Source organism: Stutzerimonas sp. NM35 (genome assembly GCF_054604355.1).
Map to the genome: position 1 here is coordinate 1,443,483 of NZ_CM137728.1, position 24,435 is coordinate 1,467,917.

The window sequence follows — 24,435 nt, forward strand, 5'->3', positions numbered from 1 at the left end:
CAGCCTAGACGAAGATTACAGAGGATAAGCAGAATAACGATACAAACTTACGAAAAGTGAATAGATTATCTGGTGGTCGTAGTGCGTCTGCCCGCTTGGTGGTCCATCGATGGATAGCGCGAAGCCGGCGCCACGGTTCAACAACAATTATTACTGGACAAAATTCGATAAAATGTTCAACTAATGACCTGACTTCAACCCCGACAACAAGACAGACAAGAGGAGATTGGCATGCGTGCAGCCATCATTTCCGAGCGCAATGCTCCACCGGTAGTAGGCAATTTTCGCGAACCTGAGCCGCAGCAAGGCTCCGTCATGATCGACGTCGACACTGCCGGCCTGGGCGGTTGGGACGTGCTCGGCGCTTATCGACTTGGGGTCGAGTATCCCTGCGTCATTCGTGGCGAAGGTGTTGGTCGCGCGGAAGACGGTCGTCGAGTGTATTTTGGCGAGCGTTCGGTTCTGCCTTTTGGTGCTTGGGCCGAGCGCACGCTGGTACCGACTGCGGAGGTCTGGAACGTTCCGGACGACGTAGATGACAAGACCGCGATCAGCATGGGTATCGCCGGGACCGGCGCCATCGTGCCGCTGGAAAAGGCGCAAATCCAGAAAGGCGAAAAAGTGCTCGTGCTCGGCGCTACCGGCACCCTTGGGCAGATCGCTTTGCAACTGGCTCGTGGCATGGGCGCCGGAAAGGTCGTGGGTGCGGCACGCTCTGCTGAGGCACTGACGCGCTTGAAGTCGCGAGGCATCGCCGATGACGTGGTGACGCTGGGCGGCGCCGATGATGTTGCGGCACTGAAAGACGCAGGCGACGGTGGGTTCGACGTGGTGCTGGATCTGGTTTGCGGCCAACCCATGCTTAGCTCCCTGAAGGCTACCAACTGGGGGGCACGGATCATGACCATCGGCACCGGGGCAGGGCGCAAGCTCGATCTCGACATTGCCGATCTGCTGTTCCGTTCGCTGTCGTGCATCGGCACCGGCCAGCGCCCGCCCGCCGACCGCGAGCAAATCTGGCTGCGTCTGCTGAAGATCGCGAGGGAGCAGGAAGTCCAGATCGACTACGTCGATTACACCCTCGACCAGGCCGCCGAGGCGTGGGCTGCACAGGTGTCCGGTCCGCACGCGAAGATAACCGCGAGCATTCGCCGCTGAACCTACGAACGGTGCCGGCCAGGCGTCTGGGATTATTTCGGTCGCGGCCCGCCGGATACGGCCGATAGCTCTGGCTGAGCGGCGAGTTCGACCTGCTCGCGGGTTATCGCGCCGCGCCCCAACCAACTCGACAGACACGCTTTGGGGCGGGCGCTGCCTGGTGGTCAGACAAAGCGATGATAAGAAGATTCAGGAAGTGACAATGCATAACAACAGGAAGAAATGGGCGTCACTGTTCGTGCTGTACATGGTTATCGCTGCGCCGGCCTACGCTGAGCAGGCGCAAGCGAAGTTGCAGGCGATCCAAGAAATGCGCTCCCTTGCGTTTTTGACCTGCGCCAATGTGCTGGTGTATTTCAACCAGAACGGCAGCCCTTATGAGGTGCGTAACAAGCAAGGCTATCAACAGCAGATGGTCCGCTTGCGAAGCCTGGCCACGAGCACGGAGGTGCCGGATGTCGTTGCTGAGTTGGAGCGCCTGCAAACCCGCCTCGACGATACCGACAAATTGCCCCAGGAGAGCTCAGTCCTGCGCGCAACGGAACCGTCCTACTCGCGCGTCTTGTTGCCGGTGATCGAATCGCACGCGCATCTGCAGGTCTTGCTGGACAAGCACTATGCTCAAGCTCAGAGTGGCGAGCCCCTGCGCGAGCAAGGCGAACTGCATGCTCTTAGTCGTGCTATCGGCCAACTGATGGTGGGCTACCAAATCGCCTCATTCAGTCGCCTCGGCGCCGAAACCTGGGTGATGCGCGACGAGCAGATCCGCGAACGCGATCAGCAGGTCACCGAAGCTTTTGAGCGTTTGTCGGCCGAGCATCCTGAACATGCTGAAGCGCTCAAGCGTTCTGCACGCCAGTATGTGTTCGTCAGGGGCGTGGTGCTCCAGCAGGACGGTAACTGGTCGCCAAATGGCGTTGAACGCTATATGCAACTGACGATTACCGAAGTCGACCAGATCGCCAGAGGGTTGCTCAAGTAGATTTTCCGCTCGCCGCTTCCGGTGTGCCGCTTGCGGCGGCAAAGCTGTTTCGCGTCACTGCGCTTTTATTGCCCGGCGGTTGGCGGCCATTTGCCATCATTCAGCAGTGAGTCGAACGCCTCCGTGGCTTCGCGTGCCGAGCAGGGGTAGTCGTGGCGTACCCACCATAGCCAAAGCCCTAACAGCGCACCGACAAAGCAGCGTACCGCTACTTCGCCCCGCAGTACCTGATCCTTATGGATGCCATGTTTGCGGTAATGCTCACGTACCAGAATCAGCAGCAGATTCTCCAGGTGAGCAAGAATGATCGCGTGTGACGGGCTATTGAAGAATGAGGTAGTCAGGGCTGCATGCCGCTCGGTGGCATTGAACAACCATGCCGAAACGTCGAGCACGATCCGATCCTCCCCAGCTACATTGCAAACGCGGGTTGGCGGCACGCCGATGCATTCATAGCCGGCCACCAGCAAATCTTCCTTGTCGCGAAAATGTGCATAGAACGTTGAGCGAGCCACCCCGGTATGGCTGAGCAGGTCCTGCACCGAGATTTCCCGGAAATCCTTTTTCAATGCCAGCCGATACATGCCGTCCAGAAGCAGGTCACGGGTGCGCTGTGCACGCAACGCGTGGCGCTTGCTGGCCATGTCATCGTTGTCCGGCCGTTCCGGCAGGGCAGAGTTTTGCTGGTTCATCCTGTGCCTCTGCAAGGTGTTTGTCAGTCGTGATGCCAGTTATGCAAGAGCGTAGCTGGCGGTGAGCATTGAGACTGGCACACGCGCTCCATACCAGACAAGGCTTGTCCGGCTGTCCACTCGCAATAGCCGTGTTTCAGCGTCGAAATCGAACAGATCACAAATTCTGTCCGTTGTGGATTCTCCAGTCGGGACCTACCTTTCTCTCCGTTCACAAGCGCCGACGGAGAATAATAATGAATGTCGATCAAGCCGCACCCGTGCCCGATCATATCCCGCAACACCTGATTCGGGACTTCGATCTGTGGGCTGAGTTAACCACCCAGGGAGAGAACGCTTACGCCTGGGCTGCCGAGTTGCACCAGAGCATGCCGCCCATTTTCTGGGTGCCCCGTTTGGGGTTTCTTCCCGGCGCTTGGATACCGCGCCGTTCCGAAGATCTACGACGCATCCTGCAAGATCCGGAAACGTTCAGCAGTGTCGGCTTGACCCCGTATCCCATGTTGCTCGGCGAAAGCTGGCGTCTTGCGCCGCTGGAGGTCGATCCACCCGATCACGCCAAATACCGTGCATTGCTCAACCCTCTGTTCACGCCCAAAAAAGTCGACGCGTTGGAACAGGATATCCGCGGTCTCGCGACCCAACTGATCGAAGCGGTCACTGACAAAGGCCGCTGCGATTTCAACGAGGATTTCGCCAAACCCTTTCCGACCCTGATTTTCCTCAAGCTGATGGGATGGCCGCTGGAAGAGCGCCCGCTGTTCCAGCATTGGACGCAGACGCTGATCAAGAGCTTCGACATGCAGGTCGTCACCGAAAATGCGCGGGCGATCACCGGCAGGATTCGAGCCTATATCGCCGAGCGACGCAAAGACCCGGGCGACGATTTCACCAGTTATCTGCTGGCCAGCCAGATCGACGGGCGGCCGCTGACCGATGACGAGATGCTCGGTATCAACTTTCTGATTTTCATCGGCGGGCTGGATACCGTCACCTCCAGCATCGGATTGTTCTTCCGCCACTTGGCGCGCAACCCCGAACAGCAGGCGCAGCTGCGCGCCAACCCGGAACTCATCCCGGATGCGGTGGAGGAGCTGCTGCGTTCCTATTCCATCGTCAACATGCGCCGCACCGTGACTCGCGATGTGCAGATTGGCGAGGCGACGATGAAAGCGGGCGACATTGTGCTAATCAGTACCGAACTGGCCAACCTCGACCCGGAGGTATTCGACGATGCGGGCACGGTGGATTTCCAGCGCAGTGCAGGCAATGCACCGCACATGGCGTTTTCCTATGGGGTTCACCGTTGTGTCGGCTCCCACCTGGCGCGCCGCGAATTACGCATTGCCCTGGAGTTGTGGCTGAAGCTGATTCCGCCGTTCCGCATCGCCGCTGGCACCGAGCCGCTGTTCAACGCCTTCGGTGTATTCGGCATGGATGACTTGCACCTGGAGTGGGACCTGCCTGACTCGAGCGCCAGCATCTACACGAACCAGGCAGCCGAGGCGAGCGCATGAAGGTTGTCGTCGACAGCAAGGCCTGCGCCGGCCATGCCCGTTGCAACCACGTAGCACCCGGCCTCTACGAACTGGATGAGAACGGTTACATCGCCAGCGCCGATTTCACGGTCGAAGCGGGCCAGGAGGGGCTTGCTCTGCGCGGCGCGCGGGCCTGTCCGGAGCGGGCGATCCAAGTGCTCGAAGACGCATCGGCAAGCACCTGTACGCTAGGCCTGAGGGATGGAGCCGCTGGAGAAAGTCGCGACATTCAACCCATCCAAACATCAGAAGAACAACCATGAGCCAATCCTACGATTACATCATTGTCGGTGCCGGCTCTGCCGGTTGTGTGATGGCCAACCGGCTGTCCGCCGACCCCAGCGTCTCGGTACTGCTTATTGAAAGCGGCCCCGACCACACCAGCCCGTTGATCGCAATGCCGCGCGGCATCGGCAAACTGCTGATACCCGGAAACCCGCATGTTTACGACTACCAGGCCTCGCGCGGTAAAGGCATGGCCACCGAATTGTGGCTCAAGGGCAAGGCGATCGGCGGCTCCAGTTCGGTCAATGGCATGGTCTACGTGCGCGGCGCGCCGGCCGATTACGATGGCTGGGAAGCGCAGGGTTGCTACGGCTGGGGTTGGGCGGACATTGGCCGGCAGTTCGTCGCGCTGGAGGACCATCAGCTTGGCGCATCCCAGTGGCGTGGCGCTGGCGGGCCGCTCAAGGTCACCATACATCCATCGGGCGATCCGCTATGCGAAGCCATCATCAACGCCGCCGGCTCGATAGGCACTGCGCGGGTTGCCGACACCAATCATGTGGATTCAGTCAGCAGCGGCGGCTTCGGTTACCAGCCGCAGACTACCTGGAACGGGCAGCGCTTCAGCGCCGCCAAGGCGTTTCTCGACCCGGTGCGGGATCGCCCGAACCTGACCGTGATGACTGGCACTAGCGTGCAGCGAATCGAGTTCAGCCAGCGCCGCGCGGTTGCTGTGCATATAGCTGGGAAGGGCGGCGCGCAGTCGTTTGGCGTTCGCCGGGAAGTGGTGTTGTGCGCGGGCGCCATCGAGTCGCCAAAGCTGTTGCAGTTGTCCGGCATCGGGCCGGCAGAATTGCTGAAACAGCATGGCATCCCGCTCGTGCTGGATTCTCCGAACGTGGGTCGCAACCTGCGCGAGCACGTCTATATGGCGGTGCAGTATCGGGTTACCAGCGGCAGCCTGAATCATTGTTTCGCAGGCCTGGGCCTGCTGCGTTCGGTGGCGCAGTATTTTTTCAGCAAGAAAGGCCCGATGACCCATGCCGCGCACGAAGCGGGCGGTTTCGTGAAGACCCGGCCAGGACTGGAACGCCCGGACGCGCAGATCGGCGTCAGCCTGTATTCCATGGATGGCGACGGCAAGACGGTGATGATCGACAAGCATCCCGGTCTGACCATCGGCGGTTATTTCATGCATCCCGAAAGCCAGGGCGAAATCACCATTCAGTCGGCCGATCCAGCCGTGCCGCCGAAGATCGTCGCCAACTACCTCACCGCCGAGGCCGACCGGGTCGCCGCCATCTCGCTGCTGCGCTGGATTCGCCGTCTGGCGGCCGAGCCGGTGCTTAAACCCTTCATCGTTCAGGAGCTGACGCCGGGTACGCAGGTGCAAAGCGATGAGGAAATCCTCGCCGCGTTCCGCCGTTTCGGCCAGACCGCCTTTCACGTTTCCGGAACCTGCCGGATGGGCGCGGACAGCGATTCGGTGCTTGATCCCGAGCTGAAGGTACGCGGGGTTGAGGGCGTCCGCGTCGTTGATACCTCGATCATGCCGAGCCTTGTCTCGGGCAACACCAATGCGCCGGCGATGGTCATCGCCATGCGCGCAGCGGAAATCATCTTGGGCAAATTTGCCACCGGAAAACCAAAAGGAGCTGTAGCGGCATGAGCATTCCATTTACGCAGCTGAACAAACTCTATATCGACGGCGCCTGGGTTTCGGCAAACGGCGCGACCGAAGCCGTGCTCAACCCCGCCACCGAGGAAGTGATCGGCCAAGCGCCGGTGGGCGATACCGCCAGTGCCGACGCCGCCATTGACGCCGCGCGCCGTGCGTTCGACAGCGGCCCCTGGCCGTGGCTGAGCATGGCCGAACGTGCCGGTTACATGCGCCGCATGCACAGCGCGCTGGTGGCGCGCCGGGAGGAAATCGCCGCGCTGATCATCGCCGAGGTCGGCTGCGCGCAAGGGGTCACCTATGCAATGCAGGTCGACATGCCGCTGGCCCATGTACTCACAGCCATCGACCAGTCGCTGCATGATGGGGCGCAGCAGATTCCCGTGGAAGCAACGCCCAATCCATTCAACCCGGGTGGGCCGATGATCCTCGGCAGCGGGAGCATCGAGCGCGAACCGATCGGCGTGGTTTCAGGCATCACCGGCTATAACTTCCCGTTTCTGCTCAACCTGGCGAAGATCTTCCCGGCGTTGCTGGCGGGCAACACGCTGGTGCTCAAGCCGTCCCCGTTCACGCCTTACTCGGCACTGCTGTTCGGTGAAATCGCCGAGCAAATCGGTTTGCCCAAGGGCGTGCTCAACATCGTCACCGGCGGTGTCGAGGTCGGCAGCCTGCTGAGCAGCGATCCGCGGGTGGACATGGTGTCGTTCACCGGTTCCGAAGCGGTGGGCGTGAGCATCATGTCCCAGGCTGCGCCGACGCTGAAGCGCGTGCACCTGGAACTGGGCGGTAAATCTGCCTTGATCGTGCGGCCCGATGCTGACATCCAGGGTACGGCCTTGGGCGCCATTGCCGGTCTGACGGTCAATGCCGGGCAAGGCTGCGCCTTGCTCACGCGCTTCCTGGTGCACAACTCGATCCGAGAGCAGTTCGTGCAAGTCGCCAAAGCGGTGGCCAGCCAGATGAAGATTGGCAACCCGGCCGACCCGAGCGTGGTGATGGGTCCGCTGATTCGTGAATCGCAGCGGGCCAAGGTCGAGCATTTCGTTGCCAGTGGCCGCGATTCGGGTGCCACGCTGGTATGCGGCGGTGGTCGGCCTCAGGGGTTGGACAAGGGCTTCTTCAGCGACATCACCCTGTTCAACGACGTGCGCAACGACATGGCCATCGCTCAGGAGGAAATCTTCGGGCCGGTGGGAGTGGTCATCGGTTTCGATACCGATGAAGAGGCCATCGCCCTCGCCAACGATTCGCGCTACGGCCTCAACGGCGCGGTCGCCACGGCGGACGCCGCGGTTGCCTACCAGATGGCTCGGCGCATCCGCGCAGGCAGCGTTTATATCAACGGAGGCGGCGGCAAGATGCCCTACGCGCCAATCGGCGGCTTCAAGCGCTCGGGCATCGGTCGCGAGTTCGGCCCGGACTGGCTGAAAGAGTTCACCCAGGAAAAATCCATCATTTATCCCATAGGGCGCTAACGCCTTCGATACCAAATGGTGCCGTCAATGGCGGCGCCAATGGGTTCTCGACGCCTGCATTTCGTCGAAATCACATGAAAACGGCTGGAAAAATAAAAACAAAAAGGTGGTTTGAATGAGAGAAGTGGCCAAACGGGGAATGCTGAGCGCTACCCAAGGAATGACGACGTTGCTAATGCTGGGCGTTGCGGGAAACGCACTGGGCGCCGCCATAGAGTTACCGAACCCCGATTTACGCCTGCGCTGGGACAACACCGTTCGCTACACCCTCGGCATGCGTACCGAAGAGCAGGACAGTCGGATAATGCGCAACCCGAGCTACGACGAGTCCGACGGAAAATTCGACAAGGGCGATATCGTGACCAATCGCCTCGATCTGTTGAGCGAGATCGATTTTTCCTACCGCAGGGTTATGGGCGCGCGAGTAAGTGCATCGGCATGGTACGACCATGCCTATCGCGACGACGACGTTCAAAGCTACGTCCAGAACCCGGACAGCAGCTACGACGACAACCGCTATAGCTCGGAAGTGGACCGTTTCGTTCACGGGCCTTCGGGGGAAATCCTGGATGCCTTCGTCTGGGGCAACTTCAGGCTCGGCGAGTCGCTGGTCAACGTCAAGGTGGGGCGGCATACCAACTTCTGGGGCGAGGGTCTGCTGTTCGGCGCGCATGCCATTTCCTATTCGCAGGCCCCGACAGATGGGGTCAAGGCAGTCACCAGTCCCGGTATCGCAATCAAGGAAGTCTTTCGTCCCATTGGGCAGATTTCGGCCAAGGCTCAGGTCACCGATAAGCTCTCCGTTGCGGGCCAGTACTTCTACGAATGGGATTACACCCGCATCCCTTATGGCGGTACGTACTTCGGCGCGGCCGACCCCTTTTTCGAAGGACCGGATCGCCTGCCGGTTTTCGAGGGATTTGCATTACGGCGCGAGAAGTCCCGGTATGGTCGCGATACCGCCAACTGGGGCGTAATGGCCAAGTACGACGCCCAAGCCATAGATTCCACGGTCGGCGTCTACTACCGCGAATTCGACGACTACCAGCCTTGGTTCGCGCCAGAGATCAGTACCACGAGCCCAAGCTATCGCCTGGCTTATGCGCGTGATGTAAAGCTGATCGGCGTTAGCTTTTCGCGGGTGTTCAACGCGGTTTCGTTCGCTGGTGAGTTGTCCTACCGCAAAGATGGCGCCCTGAACGCCGTTGCCGTGGATGCGACCGATCACGAAGGCCCGCGCGGCGATTCGATCCACTTCATCGCCAACGCCGTGACGCTGATGCCGCCAAACTTCATTGCCAAAAGCGCCTCTCTGGTGGGTGAGTTCGCCTATAGCCACCTGCGCGACGTGACCAGTCATGAAGAGCTGTACCTCGGCGAAGGCAGCGCTAACTGCATTGATCCGCGCATCGGCGCGCCGGGCTCCGGCGACAAGTCGGACAATTGTTCGACGCGCAATTACTACGCCGTGGCCGTCAACTACACGCCCGAGTACCTGTCGGTGTTCCCGTCCTGGGATCTACGTGTGCCAGTGACCGTCAACTACGGGATTCATGGCAATGCGGCCACGGCCGGCGGCGGCAACGAGGGCGCGCTGACGTGGTCGGGCGGGGTGCAACTGACGTATGCGCAGCGTTACGAGTTCGGTTTGCGCTATGCCGATAGCGGGGCGAAACCCAAGACGTTGGCTGACGGTAGCGTCGGCGGCAACGGCCCGGTTGGCGGTACTGACCGTGGCTGGCTGGCCTTGACATTCAAAACCTCCATCTAACAAATCCAAGAACGGAGAGCATTCGATGAAAAAGCAAATCGCCTTTGCCTGCGCCCTGATGAGCGCCACCTTCAACAGTATGGCTGCGGTTACTGCCGAAGAGGCCCAGGAGCTAGGCAAGAGCCTGACGTCCTTCGGCGCGATCCAGGCCGGCAATGCCGATGGCAGCATTCCCCCGTACGAGGGTGGGCTGCGCACTAGCCCGGCCGGACACAAACCCGACAGCGGCTTCTGGGTCGATCCCTTCAAGGACGAAAAGCCCCTGTTCCGCATCGATGCCAGCAACGACGAACAGTACGCCGACAAGCTCAGCGAAGGGCAGAAGACCCTGATGAAAAAATACCCGGATACCTGGTACATGGATGTCTATCCGAGTCACCGCACCACCGCCTATCCGCAGGAAATTCTGGATGCGACGGTGCGCAACGCGACCGGCTGCACCACGCAAAGTGATGGTTTGGCTGTCGATCCGGTCTGTCGTGGCGGCCTGCCGTTCCCGATTCCGAAAACCGGCAATGAAGCCATGTGGAACCAGCAATTGCGCTACAAGATAGGCCCTGGCTATTCGACGACGTCTTCGTCCAACAGTTGGGTGGTAGATAGCAACGGCAGTGTCACCAAAACCGCCGAGTCCGTGACCTTCGAGGAAATGCCGTACTACCAAGTCGACCAGGCCGATCGCGACCCCACGATGTATGCCCGCGTATGGGCGATGGACACCTATCCCGCGCGCAGTGCCGGCCAGCTGATCATTCTTGCCGACTACCTTGATCCGCAGGCCAAACCGAGACGGGCCTGGAGCTATACGCCCGGAATGCGTCGGATCAAGCTGGCTCCGGAGTTTGCCTATGACACGCCGGTGCCGAACCAGGGTGGCGTGAACCTGTTCGACGAGCTGCAGATGTTCTCCGGCAGCCAGGACCGCTTCGACTACAAACTGGTGGGTAGGAAAGAAATGTACATCCCGTACAACGCCTACAAGTTCTATTTCGGTTGCGGGCAGGAAGAGCAATTCATGAAAAACCACGCCAACCCGGCATGCGAACGGTGGGAGTTGCATCGTGTCTGGGAAGTCGAAGCCACGCTCAAGCCAGGCCAGCGTCACGTCTACAGCAAGCGTACCTACTATCTCGACGAGGATACTTTTGGTAGCGGCCTGTACGACGCTTGGGATCAGGCCGATGCACTGTATCGCTCGTTATTCCTCAGCGGCGTACAGATCTACGACAAGACCATTCCCTACAACGTGAAAAACGTCAGCTACGACTTCAACAAGAACATGTATGCGCTGGTTAACGATGCGCTGTAGGGCGGCTACAGGTTCCATGACAAACCCAAGTCCGAGCGTGACATGAACCCCGAAGCGATCGTTTCCATGGAGACCCAGCGCTGATTGATGAGAGTCTGGAGCGTCATCGTTTACGGCCCTTCGCGGGCCGTTTTTTTTGGGTCAGCAAACAGGCTGTCCCGTCGTTGGCCGTCTGTGGCGCTTGCAAATATGGGCGATGCATTTCAGCGATATCGCTATGCAGTTGAGCGATAGCCGGTTTCGTTGTGTCCCCGTCAGCCGTCCCGTCTACTGAAGCCGCTGCCCCTGGATAGAGGGGCAGGGAAGTCAGCTGACAATAAAAACAATGGGCGCGACGGAGAATGTGATGTTCAAGACCAAGGTAATTGCCAATTCGGCGCTGAGCCTGGCGGCGGTTCTCGTCTGCGGCAGTCAGGCGCAGGCGGCTCAATACGATCTCGGCAACCCCGACCTCTCGATGCGTTGGGACAACACCTTGCGCTACAACCTGGGCATTCGTGCCGAGAGTCGTGATGACGCATTGGCCAACAACGCCACCTATGACGAATCCGACTCCAAGTTCGACCGCGGCGATGTGGTGACCAATCGCGTCGACCTGATGAGCGAATTCGAGTTGGCCTACAAGCGCTACCACGGTTTTCGCATCAGCGGCGCAGCCTGGTATGACCAGGCTTATTCCGATACCGATGTCGAAACCGGTTCGGGCGCGGTGTACTACCCAGGCGCGTTTCCCGGTGCGAGCGTTCCGAGCTATCGCGGTGGGGAATATTCGAGCCATACCAAGCGTTATCACCATGGCCCCAGCGGCGAGCTGCTGGATGCCTTCGCGTTTACCCGCTTCTACCTGGGTGACGCCCCCGTCAGCGTGCGGGCCGGTCGGCATACGGTGTACTGGGGCAACGGACTCCTGATCGCGGGACATGCGTTGTCGTATTCCCAGGCACCGCTGGATGGCCGCAAGGCGCTCGCCAATCCGGGCACCGAAACACGGGAAATCTTCCTGCCGCTGGCTCAGGTTTCGGCCCAGGCACAGGTCACCGACCGACTATCCGTCGCCGGCCAATATTTCTTCGAGTGGGACAGTACCCGGGCGCCGGAAGGCGGGACCTATCTGGCCTCGGCCGATGTTGCCCTTGAAGGCCCAAATCAATTGCCGGTTGCACCGGGTTTCGCGCGTCCCATCGTCGATGCGCTGGAGCCGGGCGACAGCGGCAATTGGGGCGTAATGGCCAGTTACGGGCTGGACTTCATGCATTCCGAGATCAGCGCCTATTACCGTGAATTCGATGATTACACGCCGTGGGGCCTACAGGTCGGGCCGGATTTCGCTCGCTACGTGTACGCCGAAAACACCAAGCTTTACGGCCTGGGTTGGTCAATGGGGCCTGTGCTGGGCGGCGCTTCGGTAGGTATCGATCTTTCCTACCGCAAGGATGCGCCCTTGATATCCAGTGGCATCAGCCTGGCGGACAACCAGGGCGCGCGTGGCGACACCCTGCATATGGTGGTCAACGGGTTGTGGCTGTTGCCGCGCACGGACTATTTCGACACTGGCACCCTGATCGCCGAAATGGCTTACAGCCATCTGGACAAGGTCACCCATAACGAGGGCCTGTTCCGCGGCGAAGGCTACGGCGGCTGCGCAACGGGGCAGGACAAGGAATGGGGTTGCGCCACGCGCAACTATGTCGGCGCGGCGCTCAGTTTCACGCCGCAGTGGCTGGGTGTGTTCCCCGGCTGGAACCTGTCCATGCCCATGAGTGTGGATTACGGCATCTCCGGCAACGCCGCGACAGGTGGCGGCAACGAAGGCCGCTACACCTACAAGGTCGGCGTGAAGGCGCTGTTCGACGAGCGCTACGACTTCACCCTGGCTTACATCGGCTATGGCAGCCAGCGCGACTACGACTATATCGCCGGCGTCGGCAAGACCGTCGTCGGCGGCAGCGGCGACATCGGCCTGTCCGACCGTAACTGGCTATCGCTCACATTCAGCACGGCATTCTGAGCAGATCACCACGCGTCGGCCTGCATGCAGGCCCGCCGCGAATCTGCGCGCTTTCCGGTATCGCCGAGACTTGCTCGACGGGCAGGCGCGCTTTCCAGGCGATGACAAAAACAACGATGACTGGAGGTATACATGTTCTTCAACCGATCTTTGACCGGGTTGCTGGCGGCCATGAGCGCAGCGTCAGTGTGCGCAGCGTCTTATACGCCCGCTGACCTTGGCAATGAGCTGACCCGATTCGGGGCAATAGCCGCAGGCAACGAAGCGGGCACCATCCCGCCCTATGACGGCGGCTTCAAAGTACCGGCAGGCCTGAAGCCCGGCGACGGTCAATGGTCGAATCCGTTCGAGGGCGAGAAGCCTAGGCTTCGGGTAACGGCAGCCAACGCCGATGAATATGCCGAGCAGCTTTCATCGGGGCAGATGAAACTGCTCAAGCAGTACCCCGACACCTATTACATGGATATCTACCCGACGCACCGCACGGCGGCATTTCCAGAGGCGTTTCTGGCGGCCACCGAGCGCAATGCCAAAAGTTCGGAGTGCAAGACCATTAACGACGGCCTTTCGATCGCCGAAGCCTGTCGGGGAGGCTTACCCTTTCCGCTGCCCGAAAGCGGTGAGCAGGTGATGTGGAACTACATTCTCAATTACCAAGGCATCAACGGTTGGGACTGGAACCACAGCGCTTATGTCGTCAATCAGGGCCACGCCACGCTGACCAATACCAATCAATCCACCGGTGAAAAACCGTATTACCAGATCGGCGTAGACGGTCGTGACCCGGCGATAGCCCAGCGCATATGGTCGCGGGTCGTTGCGCCAGCACGCACCGCAGGGCAGGCATCCGGTTACTGGGATTACCTCGACCCCGTGGAGAACTCGCGCTACGCCTGGAGCTACTCCACCGGCCAGCGCCGAGTCCGCCAGGCACCCGAATTCAACTACGACACGCCCAACTCGGCCTTTGGCGGCGTGGCGTTCTATGACGAGATTTTCCTGTTCTCGGGAAAGATGGATCGCTTCGACTGGAAGCTGGTCGGCAAGAAGGAAATGTTCATTCCCTACAGCAATTACAAGCTGAAGTGGGGCTGCGACATGGATACCAAACTGATGCCCAACCACATCAATCCTGACTGCGAGCGCTGGGAGCTGCATCGCGTCTGGGTGGTCGAGGCAACCCGCAAGGAGGGCGTGCGCCACGCGCAGAGCAAACGCCGCTACTACATCGACGAGGACACCTTTGGCGCAGCGGTTTACGACGCCTGGGACGACAGCGGCGAAATGTTCCGGGCCGGCGCCCAATACAACATCCAGGCCTACGGCATTCCCAACAATCCTCAGCAGGACGCCTACTCGCTGTACGACTTCACCCGCAGCCAGTACGGCATGTTCGGCAACGGCCCGACGCGCTATCGCGACAAACCGATCGCCGAGCGCGAAGCCAATCCACAAACCATAGCCGGCGGCCAGACGCGCTGAGCACTGCACGCGGCGAGCGCCGTGTCTGTCGCTGAAAGCGGGGCAGGCGATCGCTGCCGCCGCTGGAGTCACGGGTGGCCTAGATGAATTAAAGAAGAGGGGCGTTGTTGATGAGCAATCGACTGGAAAACAAAGTGGCGCTGATCACCGGCGCGGGCAGCGGCATCGGCCGCGCATGCGCTCAGATGTTCGCGAAGCAGGGCGCTCAGGTCGTGGTGACCGACCTCTACGCCGACGCGGCCGAGCGCGTCGCTGAAGACATCTCTCAGGCGGGAGGCAAGGCGATAGGGATGAAGGTCGATGTGGGCCATGAAGAAGATCTGGCCCAGATGGTCGAGGCTGCGATGACAACCTTCGGCCGTCTCGACGTGCTGTTCAACAACGCCGTGAACAAGAACCCCGACACCGCAAGAGACGTGGACTTCCTCAATTTCAACGAGGATCTGTTCCACGACAACATGCGCGTCAACGTATTGGGCGGCGTGCTCGCCTGCAAACACGCTCTGCCACACATGCTCGAGCAGGGGCAGGGCTCGATCATCTTCACCTCGTCCACCAGCTCGATTGCCGGTGAAGTTGCCCAGTTCAGCTATGGCGCTTCGAAGGCCGCAGTGAACTGGTACGTGCAAACGCTGGCGGCAACCTTCGGCAAGCGCGGCGTGCGCTGCAACGCAATCCTGCCGGGCGTGATTCGCACCGCCGCCCTCGACGGCTGGGCCAACGACAAGATGGTGCAGGGCTTTGTGGATATCCAGAACGTGCCGCGCCTCGGCCTGCCCGAAGACATCGGCGCGATGGCCGTTTACCTCGCCTCTGACGAATCGAGCTACGTCAACGGCGCGCTCATGCGAGTCGACGGTGGCATGAGTTGTACCACGCCGATGGTGCCGGTGGTACGCGCCTATCTCTGAGCGTCACCCGTCCTCCGGCGGGAGACGTCATCACCTTTCCTGGGAAGCAAACATGGGCATACGACAAGAAACGTTTATCCGCGAATTCCTCGACGCCTGGGGCGACGGCACGGCCGAATCGCGCCCGCAGCTCGACAGGATCATTTCGATGATGGCCGAGGACGCCGTCTGGCAACTGTGGGTGCCGGGCGGGCCCGTCATTCGGGGGCGCGAGGCGCTCAGGCGCGAGATCGAACGGCAGATGAGCTACGTCACCCACAACAAATGCACGATCCGCCAGATCGTGTCTTCGGATGACGTGGTCATGACCGAGCGCGACGACTATGCCGTGTCCAGCGGCAAACCGATGCCGCATTCGATGGTGGCCGTTTACGAACTCGACGAGCAGGGCCTGATCAAGGCCTGGCGCGAATATCTCGATACCGCGGATCTGGCCAAGAAGCTCGGTGTATCGGTCGCCGACGTCGGCGGGCTGAGCCTTCAAGCGGCTGAGCGCTGAGCCCCCATTGTTTAGGAGTGTGGAATGGATACGGCAGTAAAAGAACAAGAAAGCGCCGCTGCAACCAGCGAAAGCAAGTTGAAGGCATTCGTCGAGCAGCTCACGGGTGGGCGGATCACGAACATGCAGCGGCTGGTTCGCTGGCGTCCGGCGTGGAATCTCGAAGTCGACATCAATGGCCAGACGCTGTGCCTGCACCTGCGAGGCGAACGCGGCGGCGACGTCAGCCCCTTTCCTGACCTGCGCCGCGAAGCCGAGATACTCATGTTGCTTGGCCAGCAGGGCATTCCCGTGCCGCGGATTCACGGGTTCTGCGAAGACCCGCCGGCCATCGTCATGGAGCTGGTGCGCGGGACGCGCGATCTTTCCGCTGCTCGCAGCGACGAAGAACGGCGCGATCTGGCTCGCCAGTATGTGCGGGCAATGGCCGCCATGCACCAGTTGCCCGTCGAGCCCTTCGTGGCGCAGGGCATCGACCGGCCCCAGGGCGCCGAGGCCATCTCGCTGGCGGGGTTGGAAGCGTATTACCCGCTCTACGAACGCAACAAGACCCGACCGCAACCGCTGGTGGAATTCGCTCTCGGCTGGCTGCGCCGCAACGTACCCATGCACCGCACCGAGGCGCGGTTCGTGCAATACGACTCGGGCCAGTACCTGTTCGAGAACGGACAGTTGAACGCGCTCTATGATTTCGAGTTCGCGATGATCGGTGACCCGCTGGCCGACCTCGCCTCGGCGCGCATGCGCGACAACTATGAACCGCTGGGCGACACCTTCAGTGATCTTTATCGCTACTACCAGGACGTCACGGGCGAGCGGCCGGAGCCGGACGTGGTGCGCTTCCACACTGCCCTGTTTTCCACCGTGAGTGCCATGCAGTTTTCCTGCACGGTGGCGACGCCGCAACCGGGGGACCCGCACGATACCTACACCGAGTTCGACATCGCCTTGCGTCGTGTAGTGGTGCATGCGCTGGCCGAGGCGATGGGTGTTCCCCTGGAAACCCCGGCACTGGACATCGCCACGCAAGGGCCGAACACGGCATTGCTGATGATGCTCGAGGATGCCGTCGCGCAGGTGAAGGTGAGTGATGAGTTTCAGCAATCCAAGCTCAAGTCGGTGAGCAAGCTGGTCGAGTATCTCTTCAAGGGAGACGCCATGACGTTGCGATTACAGGCATTGGAACAGGCGGACGCCGAAGCGCTGCTCGGCCGCACATTCGACCATTACAGCGAGATCGACGCGGCATTGGAGGACTTCGTGCGCAGCGCCGGCCCGGAATATGACGAGCCCTTGTTGAAACTGTTCATGAAACAGATCGAGCGGCGCGTGCTGGTGTTCGGCGGCACCGCGATTGGTGGCTCGGCGAGCCATATCGATCTGCCGCCGATCGAGCCCCGCTGAAACCGGCCAATCATTGCCGTAGCCAAGCCACCCGTTCAGTTAGAAAGGAAGTTGTCCCATGTCCGAGCAAGACACTCTCGCCTTCACGAAAAAATATGGCCCTTGGGCCGTCATCGCAGGTGCTTCCCACGGTGTTGGTGCCGCGCTTGCCGACCAGGTGGCTGCAAAGGGCCTGCACTGCGTGCTGGTTGCCCGGCGCGAAGAAGCCCTGACCGACCTGAAGAACCAGCTTGTCGACCGTTATGGCGTCGAGGTGCTGGTCGTCACACTGGACCTGACGCTGGACGATGCCGCCGACCGGCTGGTGGCAGCGGTGGCGGACAGGGAAGTCGGGCTGCTGATCTATAACGCCGGCGGCGATCCATACATCACCCGCTTCCTCGACACGCCGGTTGAAGACTGGTGCAAATTGCTGCACCTCAATACCCGGACGATCATGCGCTGCTGCCATGCGTTCGGTGGCCGAATGGTTGCGCGTGGCGCCGGTGGGGTCTTGCTGGTTGGCTCCCAGGCTGCGCTGGGTGGCGTGCGCAAGCTGGCTATGTACGCGGCCACCAAGTCTTTCGCCATGACGCTGGGCGAAGGGCTCTGGGCCGAATGGAAGGGGCAGGGCGTCGATGTGTTGAACCTGCTGATCGGCACGGTCGATACGCCAACCATGCGCGACGCGATGGTCAGGCAAGGAATCGCAGGCGCCCTGACCATGCAACTGGCCAAGGCCGAGGACATCGCTGCGATCGCGCTACGCGAACTGCCCAACGGGCCGACGCTTATCCATCCCGACGATCTGGCCGAGTCGCCCACCGGGTCGCATTCGGGGCAGGCGCGGCGCGAACATGTACAGCGGATCAGCGCAGAGTCTGCGCTCTTTGTTGGTGATTGAAACCGTGGAGCGAGGGCGGCCGGTCGAGTATGCAGCGATGGGTTAGCACTCATCAGATATGGGGCGGCGCAGTGCCGTGCTCGGCAGTAAATGCAGTGGGTTTTCCATACACCAGGCAGAGTCCCGAAACATGAAAAATTTCGACAATACGGAGTTCAAACGGGGCTGGCGGATTCTCATCCTTGCAATCGTCGGGGTGGCCACCAGCTCGAGTTCCCTGCTGTTGTACAGCTTCAGCTCGATGGTGATTCCGCTCGAGGAGGCGATGGGCTGGCCGCGCGCCGACCTCCAGGCTTCGATCACCGCGCTTTCGCTGGGGACCATCATTGCCGCGCAAATGGCCGGCTGGCTAAACCTGCGTTACGGTTTGCGGCTGGTCACGCTGATCTCCCTGGTGACGCTGGCACTCAGTATGTTCGCCTTGTCGCGTGCTTCGGGATCGATCTGGATGCTTTATCTGGGGTTTTTCCTGGTTCCGCTGGCCGGTTTGGGGACCCTGCAGGTGACCTGGTCGCATCTGGTCAATCTCTGGTTCGAGGAGAACCGAGGCTTTGCCCTGGCGATCATCCTGAGCGGCTCCGGGCTGGCGGCGATCATGCTTCCGCTCATCACGACCTGGGCGATCTCGCGCTGGGACTGGCGGGCGGGTTTCATTGCGCTGGGTGCGTTGCCGGTGCTGCTGGCGTTGCCACTGACGCTGCGCTGGTTGTTGCCGGTGGCCAAGGGCCACGCGTCACACTCGATGCAGAGCGGCGCCGAGCGAAGCCATCCGGGAATGCTGCTGCGTGATGCGCTGCGTTCGTGGCGCTTCTGGATCTGCAATCTTTCGATGACGCTGGTGGTGTCCTGCGTGGTTGGCATGGTGACCAACATCATTCCGCTTTTGCGGGACAAGGGCATCGCGGCGGAGCAGGCCAGCCAGATCTTCAGCACCTTCGGGATATCGCTGATCCTTGGTCGCCTAGTGGTGGGTTACCTGATTGATCGATTGTGGGCACCTGGCGTCGCGGCTGTGGCCTTGCTGATGCCCGCCTTGGCCTGTCTGGTGTTTCTCTATGCAGATGCCAGCATCTGGTTGTTCGTTCTTGCAACCCTGTTGGTCGGCCTTGGCGCAGGTGCGGAATTCGACATCGCCGCTTTCCTGATCGCCCGCTATTTCGGTATGCGTGACTACGGCCGCCTGTTCGCCGTGCATCTGGGCCTGATCACTGCCGGGGCCGCTGCCGCGCCTTTGCTGTTCGGCGCCCTGTATGGCGCGAGCGGCAGCTATACCGGCCTGCTGGCCTTCTGCTGCATCTGCTTTACCGTGGGGCCATTGTTGCTGCTTGGATTAGGCGGCTACCCGGTGTTCGAGCGCGAGGCGGAGGCCGCACCGGTCTAGCTGGCGTTCTGCTCATCAGGCCAGGCCTCGCGTTGGCCTGGTGAGCGCTGTCGACGGAACTCCTCGGGCGTCCAGCCGACCGCTTTTCGAAACGCCGCGGAAAAGGCGGCGGCGCTCTGGAACCCGGTCATGTAGGCGATCTGCTTGATCAACAGGGAAGGGTCGCCGAGGAGCCTCATTGCCCGGTTGACCCGTGCTTCGGCCGAGTACTGGCGCAGGGTCTTGCCCGTGGTGTTCTTGAAATAAACCGACAGCTTTCGTTCCGGCAAGGCACACAGATCGGCCAGCTTGCGCAGCGAAATATCGTTTGCATCGGCGTCCAGTGCTTCCCTCAAGTGCTGCAGCTGACGGCGACTCAGCTTGCCGGGTTCGTCGTCATCGCGCTGTTTGCCAAGAAATTCCTTGCGCAGTTCCAGCGCGATACCGGTCATCAGGCATTCGATATGGAGCTCGCTGGCAAACCCGGGGAATGCAACCTCTTCGCCAAGCCTGCGCAGCGAGGCCTGCAGATAGTTGCTTTGGAGGTTCAACATGGCGTCCGTGATGCAGTGTTCCCAGTCCCAGCGGTAAGCCGCGAGCGGCGCGATGGCAGCGGGGTCGAACAGGCAGATCACCGCTTTTTGCTGACAAGCCCGATGCTTGAAGTGAAAGTCGCTTCCCGGTGGGATGAAGATCGTCTGGCCGAGCGGCTGGCAGCTTCCGCGGTTGCCCGACAGGGTGCCACGATTTGACAACGGCGCGTTTTCGGGAGCTTCGGCCAGCAGTAGCCTGATCAGACAGTGATCGGTCAGGTGAATCAGCGCGGCTCCCGAGCTGGACCAATGTGCATGCTCGACGCGAACCTCAAAGCCCTTGTTGGACAAGCCGGCTTCGGTGGAAAAATTGCCCGCATGGGGGGACTCGTATTCCCGATATTCGATGACATTCATGTCGCTTCCTTCAGCCGTTCTTATTGTTGATGCTGAGCTTTCCTGTCGCTGACAGACATGCCAGATGCAGGTTTACGAAATGAGGACCGTCTCCGAGTGTACTTTCAGATCAAGCTTGGCGATTGATAGCGTTCGGAGCCGGATTTGAAATTTTCATGGTAAAGGGCGCCAGCCACTCGCTGCGCCAGCCGCGCTAGTCGTGGCGGCACCTGCTGGGCAGCTTCTCAGACGGCGGATGTTTTACCCAGCTCAATATCGGGTTCTCGTTTGTCCCGCAGTCAAAGCTGACCGATGGACAAGGGTGCAGGCTCGGCCTAGTTTTCCATACCGCAACGGCTGAAAAGCCTGCCCGACCCGATTTTGCGGACAACAGACAACGGAGAGAACCGTGAGTAACACGATCGAGGACAACAAAGCGCTGGTGCGTCGATATGTACAGGCCGTTATTGACGGCGACATGGATACCTTCGAGGCGTTGCAGCATCCAGATGTCAAATGGTGGACGTTGACCCGAGGCGACATGAGCCGCGAAGCGTTCAATACCGCGGTACGCAGCGGCCTGCTAAGTGCCGATAAGCGCTCGGTGGTAATCACCGGATTGACCGCTGAAGGCGATCGCGTCGCCTATGAAGCGCAGGGCGAGATGGTGTTTGCCGACCGCGTCTATCGCAACAGTTACCACAACCTGCTGGTGATCCGCGACGGCTTGATCGTCGAGGGCCGCGAATACATGGATACCAAGGCCTCCACCGAGGCGCGCCTTGCATAGCCGGCCATTCTCAAAACTGTAAATCGAACGAAGGCGGGCTGACTGAAGGGTGGTCTGCCTGGCCAAGCGCCGCCCCGTCTGGCGGCGGCTGGTGCAGTCATGCGGTGTTGCGGCGAGCAGGCAACAACCCCTTGCCCACTGCGCGAACGCCAGTACCGATAGCGCGCCCGTCCCCAGTCATCGCTTCAAGTTGCCGGCTCGGTTATCGCCCCATCCGTAACGGTGGCTGTCGCCACTTCCCCAGGAGCCGTGGGAAGGGTGGGGTAACGCCCCAACGTCAAAAGCAGCAGCGCACCGATACCAAAACTGACCATGCAGAACATCAGCATCGCGTGATAGGAGCCGGTTGCCTCGAACAGCGCGCCGAAGAACGCCGGAGCCATGGTGCTGCCGATCGCACCAAAGCTCATCTGGAAGGCGAAAATCCGGCTGTAGTCGCGCAGCCCGAAATAGCGCGCGATCAGATACGACGCAATATCCATCTCGGCGCCGGCGCCCAGCCCGGCGAAGACACAGGCGAGCACCAACAGGGGAACATGCGCGCCAACCGTGCTGAACAACAGGCAGCCGACGCCGGGAAGCAGCAAGACGAAAAAGGCCACCCCAGGCGCCCACACCCGGTCGATCAGATAGCCGATGAACAGCCGTCCGAAAATCAGCGATACGCCGAACGCACCGAACACCTTGGCCGCCTCGGTTGCTGAAAGGCCGCTGTCCTGCATCATCGGCACAGCGTTGATGATCATGCCCATCATGCCCATGATCGCGAGGAACAACGCGCAGTTGATGACCCAGAAGCGCCGCGAGTGCAACGCCTGGCGAAGCGAGAAGCCCGTCAGTCCGACGTCCGGCTGCGCAGGGAGAGATGATCGTTGTGTCGCCTGTTCCACGGCCCCTCGGGTGCTCAACCAGCGCAACGAAAGCGGCAAGGTCACCAGCAATGGCAACAGCGCCAAGCCCCAGAACCAGGCGCGCCAATCCCAGCGGATGATTGCCCAGCTCAGCAACGAGGGCAGCACCAGGGCGGCCAGGCCCGTGCCACACAGGATGATCGCCAGCGCCAGGCCGCGGTTCTTGTCGAACCAGAGGCAGGTCAGCTGCGTCCAGGTCACGTGTAGCGTGCCCACCCCGGCAAACGCCAGCAGACCAAAGCCCAGATTCAATTGCCACAAGTGGCCGGTGTTGAGGGCCATGGCGAAGTAGGCGAGCGGCAGCGCGATCAGCGAGCAAAGGGTCACGCGACGCGGCCCGTAGCGTTTGTTCAGCCAGCCGGCGACCTGAAAGGCGATGATGGAACTGCCGTACTGAAAGGCCGCCGCCGTCTGGATTTCGCCTCGCGACCAACCAAAGGCCTCCTGTAACGGCAGCACCAGCGTGCCGAACGCATAGATGGGCGCGACGGCGACCGAAGTGGCGATGCCCAGCAGCGCCAGAAGCAGCACCCGCCATCCCTGGCGGAACTCTGTCCAGTCGATAGCCAGAGAGGTGTGGGGCTTAGCGGCGGAAACGGCCATGTGGCGTCCTCTTATTGTTGTCATGGCGATACCCTCAGCCCGGCTTTCAAGCGCCCGGCGGGTCATGTCACAGGGTCAATTCAGCTGCTCAGCGCCTATCTGCGCGGCAGGCTCGATAGCCGGTTGCGGGACATCGTCCTGAGCCAGGGCCAGCCCGGCGAGATAGCCAAAGGTCAGGCTGAGCGTATTGTTCGCGCCGTTGCCCGGCGCGCGGCCCCGCCATAGCGAGTTCATGTCCAGACCCACCGCGTGCAGACCGGGAATCGGCTGGTCGTTCCCGTCCAGCACGCGCGCCTTGCCGTCTATGCGCAGGCCGACCGTGGTGGTGGAGTCGCCGGGAAATATCTGCACGGCATAGAACGGCCCTTGCTGAATCGGCCCGAGGCAGGGATTGGGTTTGTGGTTGGGATCGCCCAGAGGCATATCGGCCTTGTCCCGTCCACGCCCGAAGTCATTATCCACACCCCGGGCGGCTTGCTGGTTGAAGCGCGCGACAGTGTCGGCGAGGTTGCCGGGATTGACGCCGATACGCGCGGCAAGCGCATCGAGGGTCGGCTCGGTGAGGATATAGCCGGCGGCAATCAGCCCTTTCAGCCCAAAGCCGCCCGGGCGCACCAGGCCCAGGCCGTATTTCTTGATGAACGGGTGGTCGCAGACAAGGTGCGCCGGCACCGAGCCGGTGCGGTGCATGGGCTCCACCAGGTTGGTCGCCGCCTCGTTACCGAAACGCCTACCGTCCCGGTTGACCGCAATGCAGCCTGGCTTGCCGCGATCCATATAAAGGTGCGGAAATTTGCGTATTGCGCCGTCGGGCTTCCTCAGCAGCGAGACCACCACCCAGCCGGCATTGCTCAGGTTTTCGCCATCGAAGCGGCCGCCAGCGTCGCGGGCTTGCTGCAAACCGTCGCCGGTATTGCCCTCCGGCACCAGCGACACATGGTGTTCGGCAAACGGAATGTACTGTTTGCGCATGTCCGGATTGGCGGAAAAACCGCCGGTGGCCAGCACGACGCCACGGCGTGTGCGAATTTCCATCAGCTTGCCGTCGCGCTCGACAACCACGCCTTTGATCGCCCCATGCTCGTGGATCAGGCTGCGCATGGGCGTGTCTTTCCACAGCTCCACCCCGGCATCGATCGCCGAGCGCAGCAGCCGGGCGGCCATGGCATTGCCCATGGTCAGCCGCGTACCGCGCGAATAGCTCAGCCGATCCAAGCCAAAGCGCACCGCCAACTTGGCGATGTGTTTGAACGAGGTGAACGACTTGGTGACCTTGGCGATGTGCGGCATGTCGCCAATGCCGAACATCATGCCGCCCGGCGCGTTGAATTCAGTCAGCGGGGGCCGTAATTGGTCGAAGTATTCGCCCAGCTCACGACCGTCATATTCCACCGGGCAAAGCAAACGGCCATCGGCGGAAAAGCCCTTGGCCTGCGGATGCCAGTCGGCAAAACCGCGCTGCACGGCGAAACGTACCGAGGTACGCGCGTGCAGGTAATCGACCATGCGCGGCGCGGCATCGAGAAAAGCCCGCAGCAGATCGGTACGCAGTGTCGGCCCCACCACTTCCTGAACGTAAGCGAAGGCTTGCTCTGGATCATCTTTCAAACCGGCCTCGGCCGCCTGGGTATTGCACGGCACCCAGATGCCGCCGCCGGAAAGCGCGGTGGTGCCGCCGAACAGCCCGGTCTTTTCTACCAGCAGAACGTCGAGGCCGTGGGTTGCGGCGACTATCGCGGCCGTCATGCCGCTGCCGCCAGAGCCGACGACGACTACGTCTTTTTCAATCACCGGATTGTCATTCATTCTTGTAGGTTCCGTCGT

19 protein-coding genes and 1 pseudogene are annotated in these 24,435 nt (G+C 61.1%); 16 read left to right on the forward strand and 4 right to left on the reverse strand.

The genetic code is table 11. From position 1 onward, the window contains the following. The first annotated feature begins 231 nt into the window (after positions 1-231). On the forward strand, positions 232-1,158 hold the full coding sequence (locus ACYCFC_RS06835) for a quinone oxidoreductase family protein (protein ID WP_312170098.1): 927 nt from the start codon (positions 232-234) through the stop codon (positions 1,156-1,158). A gap of 202 nt (positions 1,159-1,360) precedes the next feature. Continuing rightward, positions 1,361-2,140, forward strand: coding sequence for a hypothetical protein (locus ACYCFC_RS06840; RefSeq protein ID WP_312170100.1), 780 nt, complete (start codon positions 1,361-1,363; stop codon positions 2,138-2,140). A gap of 65 nt (positions 2,141-2,205) precedes the next feature. Here ACYCFC_RS06840 and ACYCFC_RS06845 read toward each other — a convergent pair whose 3' ends face one another. Next, entirely contained in the window at positions 2,206-2,832 is a 627-nt protein-coding gene (locus ACYCFC_RS06845) for a TetR/AcrR family transcriptional regulator (RefSeq protein WP_313241010.1), read from the reverse strand. A 236-nt stretch (positions 2,833-3,068) separates the two neighbouring features. Here ACYCFC_RS06845 and ACYCFC_RS06850 point away from each other — a divergent pair, with 236 nt between their 5' ends. From ACYCFC_RS06850 to ACYCFC_RS06910, 13 genes and pseudogenes are all read left to right on the forward strand, one after another. Beyond that, positions 3,069-4,349, forward strand: coding sequence for a cytochrome P450 (locus tag ACYCFC_RS06850; protein ID WP_459653499.1), 1,281 nt, complete (start codon positions 3,069-3,071; stop codon positions 4,347-4,349). Further along, a complete protein-coding gene (locus tag ACYCFC_RS06855) occupies positions 4,346-4,633 on the forward strand; it encodes a ferredoxin (protein WP_312170106.1) in 288 nt (95 codons plus the stop codon). Before ACYCFC_RS06850 ends, ACYCFC_RS06855 begins: the two co-directional genes overlap by 4 nt. Further along, positions 4,630-6,264 carry a GMC family oxidoreductase gene (locus ACYCFC_RS06860; RefSeq protein WP_312170108.1) on the forward strand — a complete coding sequence of 545 codons (1,635 nt, stop codon included), beginning with the start codon at positions 4,630-4,632 and terminating at the stop codon, positions 6,262-6,264. The genes ACYCFC_RS06855 and ACYCFC_RS06860 overlap by 4 nt, the downstream gene beginning before the upstream one ends. Beyond that, the gene (locus ACYCFC_RS06865) at positions 6,261-7,751 is read left to right on the forward strand and encodes an aldehyde dehydrogenase family protein (protein ID WP_459653500.1); all 1,491 of its coding nucleotides are present in this window, start codon (positions 6,261-6,263) and stop codon (positions 7,749-7,751) included. The genes ACYCFC_RS06860 and ACYCFC_RS06865 overlap by 4 nt, the downstream gene beginning before the upstream one ends. 115 nt (positions 7,752-7,866) lie before the next feature. Then, positions 7,867-9,522, forward strand: coding sequence for a DUF1302 domain-containing protein (locus ACYCFC_RS06870; RefSeq protein ID WP_459653501.1), 1,656 nt, complete (start codon positions 7,867-7,869; stop codon positions 9,520-9,522). A gap of 25 nt (positions 9,523-9,547) precedes the next feature. Beyond that, positions 9,548-10,915: pseudogene (locus ACYCFC_RS06875) on the forward strand (DUF1329 domain-containing protein). A gap of 262 nt (positions 10,916-11,177) precedes the next feature. Further along, positions 11,178-12,839, forward strand: coding sequence for a DUF1302 domain-containing protein (locus ACYCFC_RS06880; protein WP_459653502.1), 1,662 nt, complete (start codon positions 11,178-11,180; stop codon positions 12,837-12,839). A gap of 132 nt (positions 12,840-12,971) precedes the next feature. Further along, positions 12,972-14,321 carry a DUF1329 domain-containing protein gene (locus ACYCFC_RS06885; protein WP_312923769.1) on the forward strand — a complete coding sequence of 450 codons (1,350 nt, stop codon included), beginning with the start codon at positions 12,972-12,974 and terminating at the stop codon, positions 14,319-14,321. A gap of 110 nt (positions 14,322-14,431) precedes the next feature. Beyond that, a complete protein-coding gene (locus ACYCFC_RS06890) occupies positions 14,432-15,232 on the forward strand; it encodes an SDR family NAD(P)-dependent oxidoreductase (protein ID WP_459653503.1) in 801 nt (266 codons plus the stop codon). 52 nt (positions 15,233-15,284) lie between these two features. Further along, positions 15,285-15,731, forward strand: a complete 447-nt coding sequence (locus ACYCFC_RS06895) for a nuclear transport factor 2 family protein (RefSeq protein WP_313405851.1) — start codon at positions 15,285-15,287, stop codon at positions 15,729-15,731. A 24-nt stretch (positions 15,732-15,755) separates the two neighbouring features. After that, positions 15,756-17,135 carry a phosphotransferase family protein gene (locus ACYCFC_RS06900; protein ID WP_021208017.1) on the forward strand — a complete coding sequence of 460 codons (1,380 nt, stop codon included), beginning with the start codon at positions 15,756-15,758 and terminating at the stop codon, positions 17,133-17,135. 58 nt (positions 17,136-17,193) lie between these two features. Continuing rightward, positions 17,194-18,018, forward strand: a complete 825-nt coding sequence (locus ACYCFC_RS06905) for an SDR family NAD(P)-dependent oxidoreductase (RefSeq protein ID WP_459653504.1) — start codon at positions 17,194-17,196, stop codon at positions 18,016-18,018. 130 nt (positions 18,019-18,148) lie between these two features. Then, positions 18,149-19,399, forward strand: a complete 1,251-nt coding sequence (locus ACYCFC_RS06910; protein ID WP_021208015.1) for an MFS transporter — start codon at positions 18,149-18,151, stop codon at positions 19,397-19,399. Here ACYCFC_RS06910 and ACYCFC_RS06915 read toward each other — a convergent pair. Continuing rightward, positions 19,396-20,328 (reverse strand): helix-turn-helix domain-containing protein, encoded by a 933-nt coding sequence (locus ACYCFC_RS06915; RefSeq protein ID WP_102832410.1) that lies wholly within the window; start codon positions 20,326-20,328, stop codon positions 19,396-19,398. The genes ACYCFC_RS06910 and ACYCFC_RS06915 overlap by 4 nt on opposite strands. A gap of 388 nt (positions 20,329-20,716) precedes the next feature. Here ACYCFC_RS06915 and ACYCFC_RS06920 point away from each other — a divergent pair, with 388 nt between their 5' ends. Next, positions 20,717-21,097: a nuclear transport factor 2 family protein gene (locus ACYCFC_RS06920; RefSeq protein ID WP_021208013.1), complete on the forward strand. Its 381-nt coding sequence runs from the start codon at positions 20,717-20,719 to the stop codon at positions 21,095-21,097. A gap of 185 nt (positions 21,098-21,282) precedes the next feature. On the opposite strand, the gene ACYCFC_RS06925 is transcribed toward ACYCFC_RS06920, so the two are convergent. After that, the gene (locus ACYCFC_RS06925) at positions 21,283-22,611 is read right to left on the reverse strand and encodes an MFS transporter (RefSeq protein ID WP_021208012.1); all 1,329 of its coding nucleotides are present in this window, start codon (positions 22,609-22,611) and stop codon (positions 21,283-21,285) included. Between the two features lie 75 nt (positions 22,612-22,686). After that, positions 22,687-24,417 carry an FAD-dependent oxidoreductase gene (locus ACYCFC_RS06930; protein WP_021208011.1) on the reverse strand — a complete coding sequence of 577 codons (1,731 nt, stop codon included), beginning with the start codon at positions 24,415-24,417 and terminating at the stop codon, positions 22,687-22,689. Positions 24,418-24,435 lie beyond the last annotated feature (18 nt).

Excerpts from the sequence above, each read along its gene's own strand:
- ACYCFC_RS06835 (WP_312170098.1), top strand. The coding sequence starts at position 232 with ATGCGTGCAGCCATCATTTCCGAGCGCAATGCTCCACCGGTAGTAGGC.
- ACYCFC_RS06840 (WP_312170100.1), top strand. The coding sequence starts at position 1,361 with ATGCATAACAACAGGAAGAAATGGGCGTCACTGTTCGTGCTGTACATG.
- ACYCFC_RS06845 (WP_313241010.1), bottom strand. The coding sequence starts at position 2,832 with ATGAACCAGCAAAACTCTGCCCTGCCGGAACGGCCGGACAACGATGAC.
- ACYCFC_RS06850 (WP_459653499.1), top strand. The coding sequence starts at position 3,069 with ATGAATGTCGATCAAGCCGCACCCGTGCCCGATCATATCCCGCAACAC.
- ACYCFC_RS06855 (WP_312170106.1), top strand. The coding sequence starts at position 4,346 with ATGAAGGTTGTCGTCGACAGCAAGGCCTGCGCCGGCCATGCCCGTTGC.
- ACYCFC_RS06860 (WP_312170108.1), top strand. The coding sequence starts at position 4,630 with ATGAGCCAATCCTACGATTACATCATTGTCGGTGCCGGCTCTGCCGGT.
- ACYCFC_RS06865 (WP_459653500.1), top strand. The coding sequence starts at position 6,261 with ATGAGCATTCCATTTACGCAGCTGAACAAACTCTATATCGACGGCGCC.
- ACYCFC_RS06870 (WP_459653501.1), top strand. The coding sequence starts at position 7,867 with ATGAGAGAAGTGGCCAAACGGGGAATGCTGAGCGCTACCCAAGGAATG.
- ACYCFC_RS06880 (WP_459653502.1), top strand. The coding sequence starts at position 11,178 with ATGTTCAAGACCAAGGTAATTGCCAATTCGGCGCTGAGCCTGGCGGCG.
- ACYCFC_RS06885 (WP_312923769.1), top strand. The coding sequence starts at position 12,972 with ATGTTCTTCAACCGATCTTTGACCGGGTTGCTGGCGGCCATGAGCGCA.
- ACYCFC_RS06890 (WP_459653503.1), top strand. The coding sequence starts at position 14,432 with ATGAGCAATCGACTGGAAAACAAAGTGGCGCTGATCACCGGCGCGGGC.
- ACYCFC_RS06895 (WP_313405851.1), top strand. The coding sequence starts at position 15,285 with ATGGGCATACGACAAGAAACGTTTATCCGCGAATTCCTCGACGCCTGG.
- ACYCFC_RS06900 (WP_021208017.1), top strand. The coding sequence starts at position 15,756 with ATGGATACGGCAGTAAAAGAACAAGAAAGCGCCGCTGCAACCAGCGAA.
- ACYCFC_RS06905 (WP_459653504.1), top strand. The coding sequence starts at position 17,194 with ATGTCCGAGCAAGACACTCTCGCCTTCACGAAAAAATATGGCCCTTGG.
- ACYCFC_RS06910 (WP_021208015.1), top strand. The coding sequence starts at position 18,149 with ATGAAAAATTTCGACAATACGGAGTTCAAACGGGGCTGGCGGATTCTC.
- ACYCFC_RS06915 (WP_102832410.1), bottom strand. The coding sequence starts at position 20,328 with ATGAATGTCATCGAATATCGGGAATACGAGTCCCCCCATGCGGGCAAT.
- ACYCFC_RS06925 (WP_021208012.1), bottom strand. The coding sequence starts at position 22,611 with ATGGCCGTTTCCGCCGCTAAGCCCCACACCTCTCTGGCTATCGACTGG.
- ACYCFC_RS06930 (WP_021208011.1), bottom strand. The coding sequence starts at position 24,417 with ATGAATGACAATCCGGTGATTGAAAAAGACGTAGTCGTCGTCGGCTCT.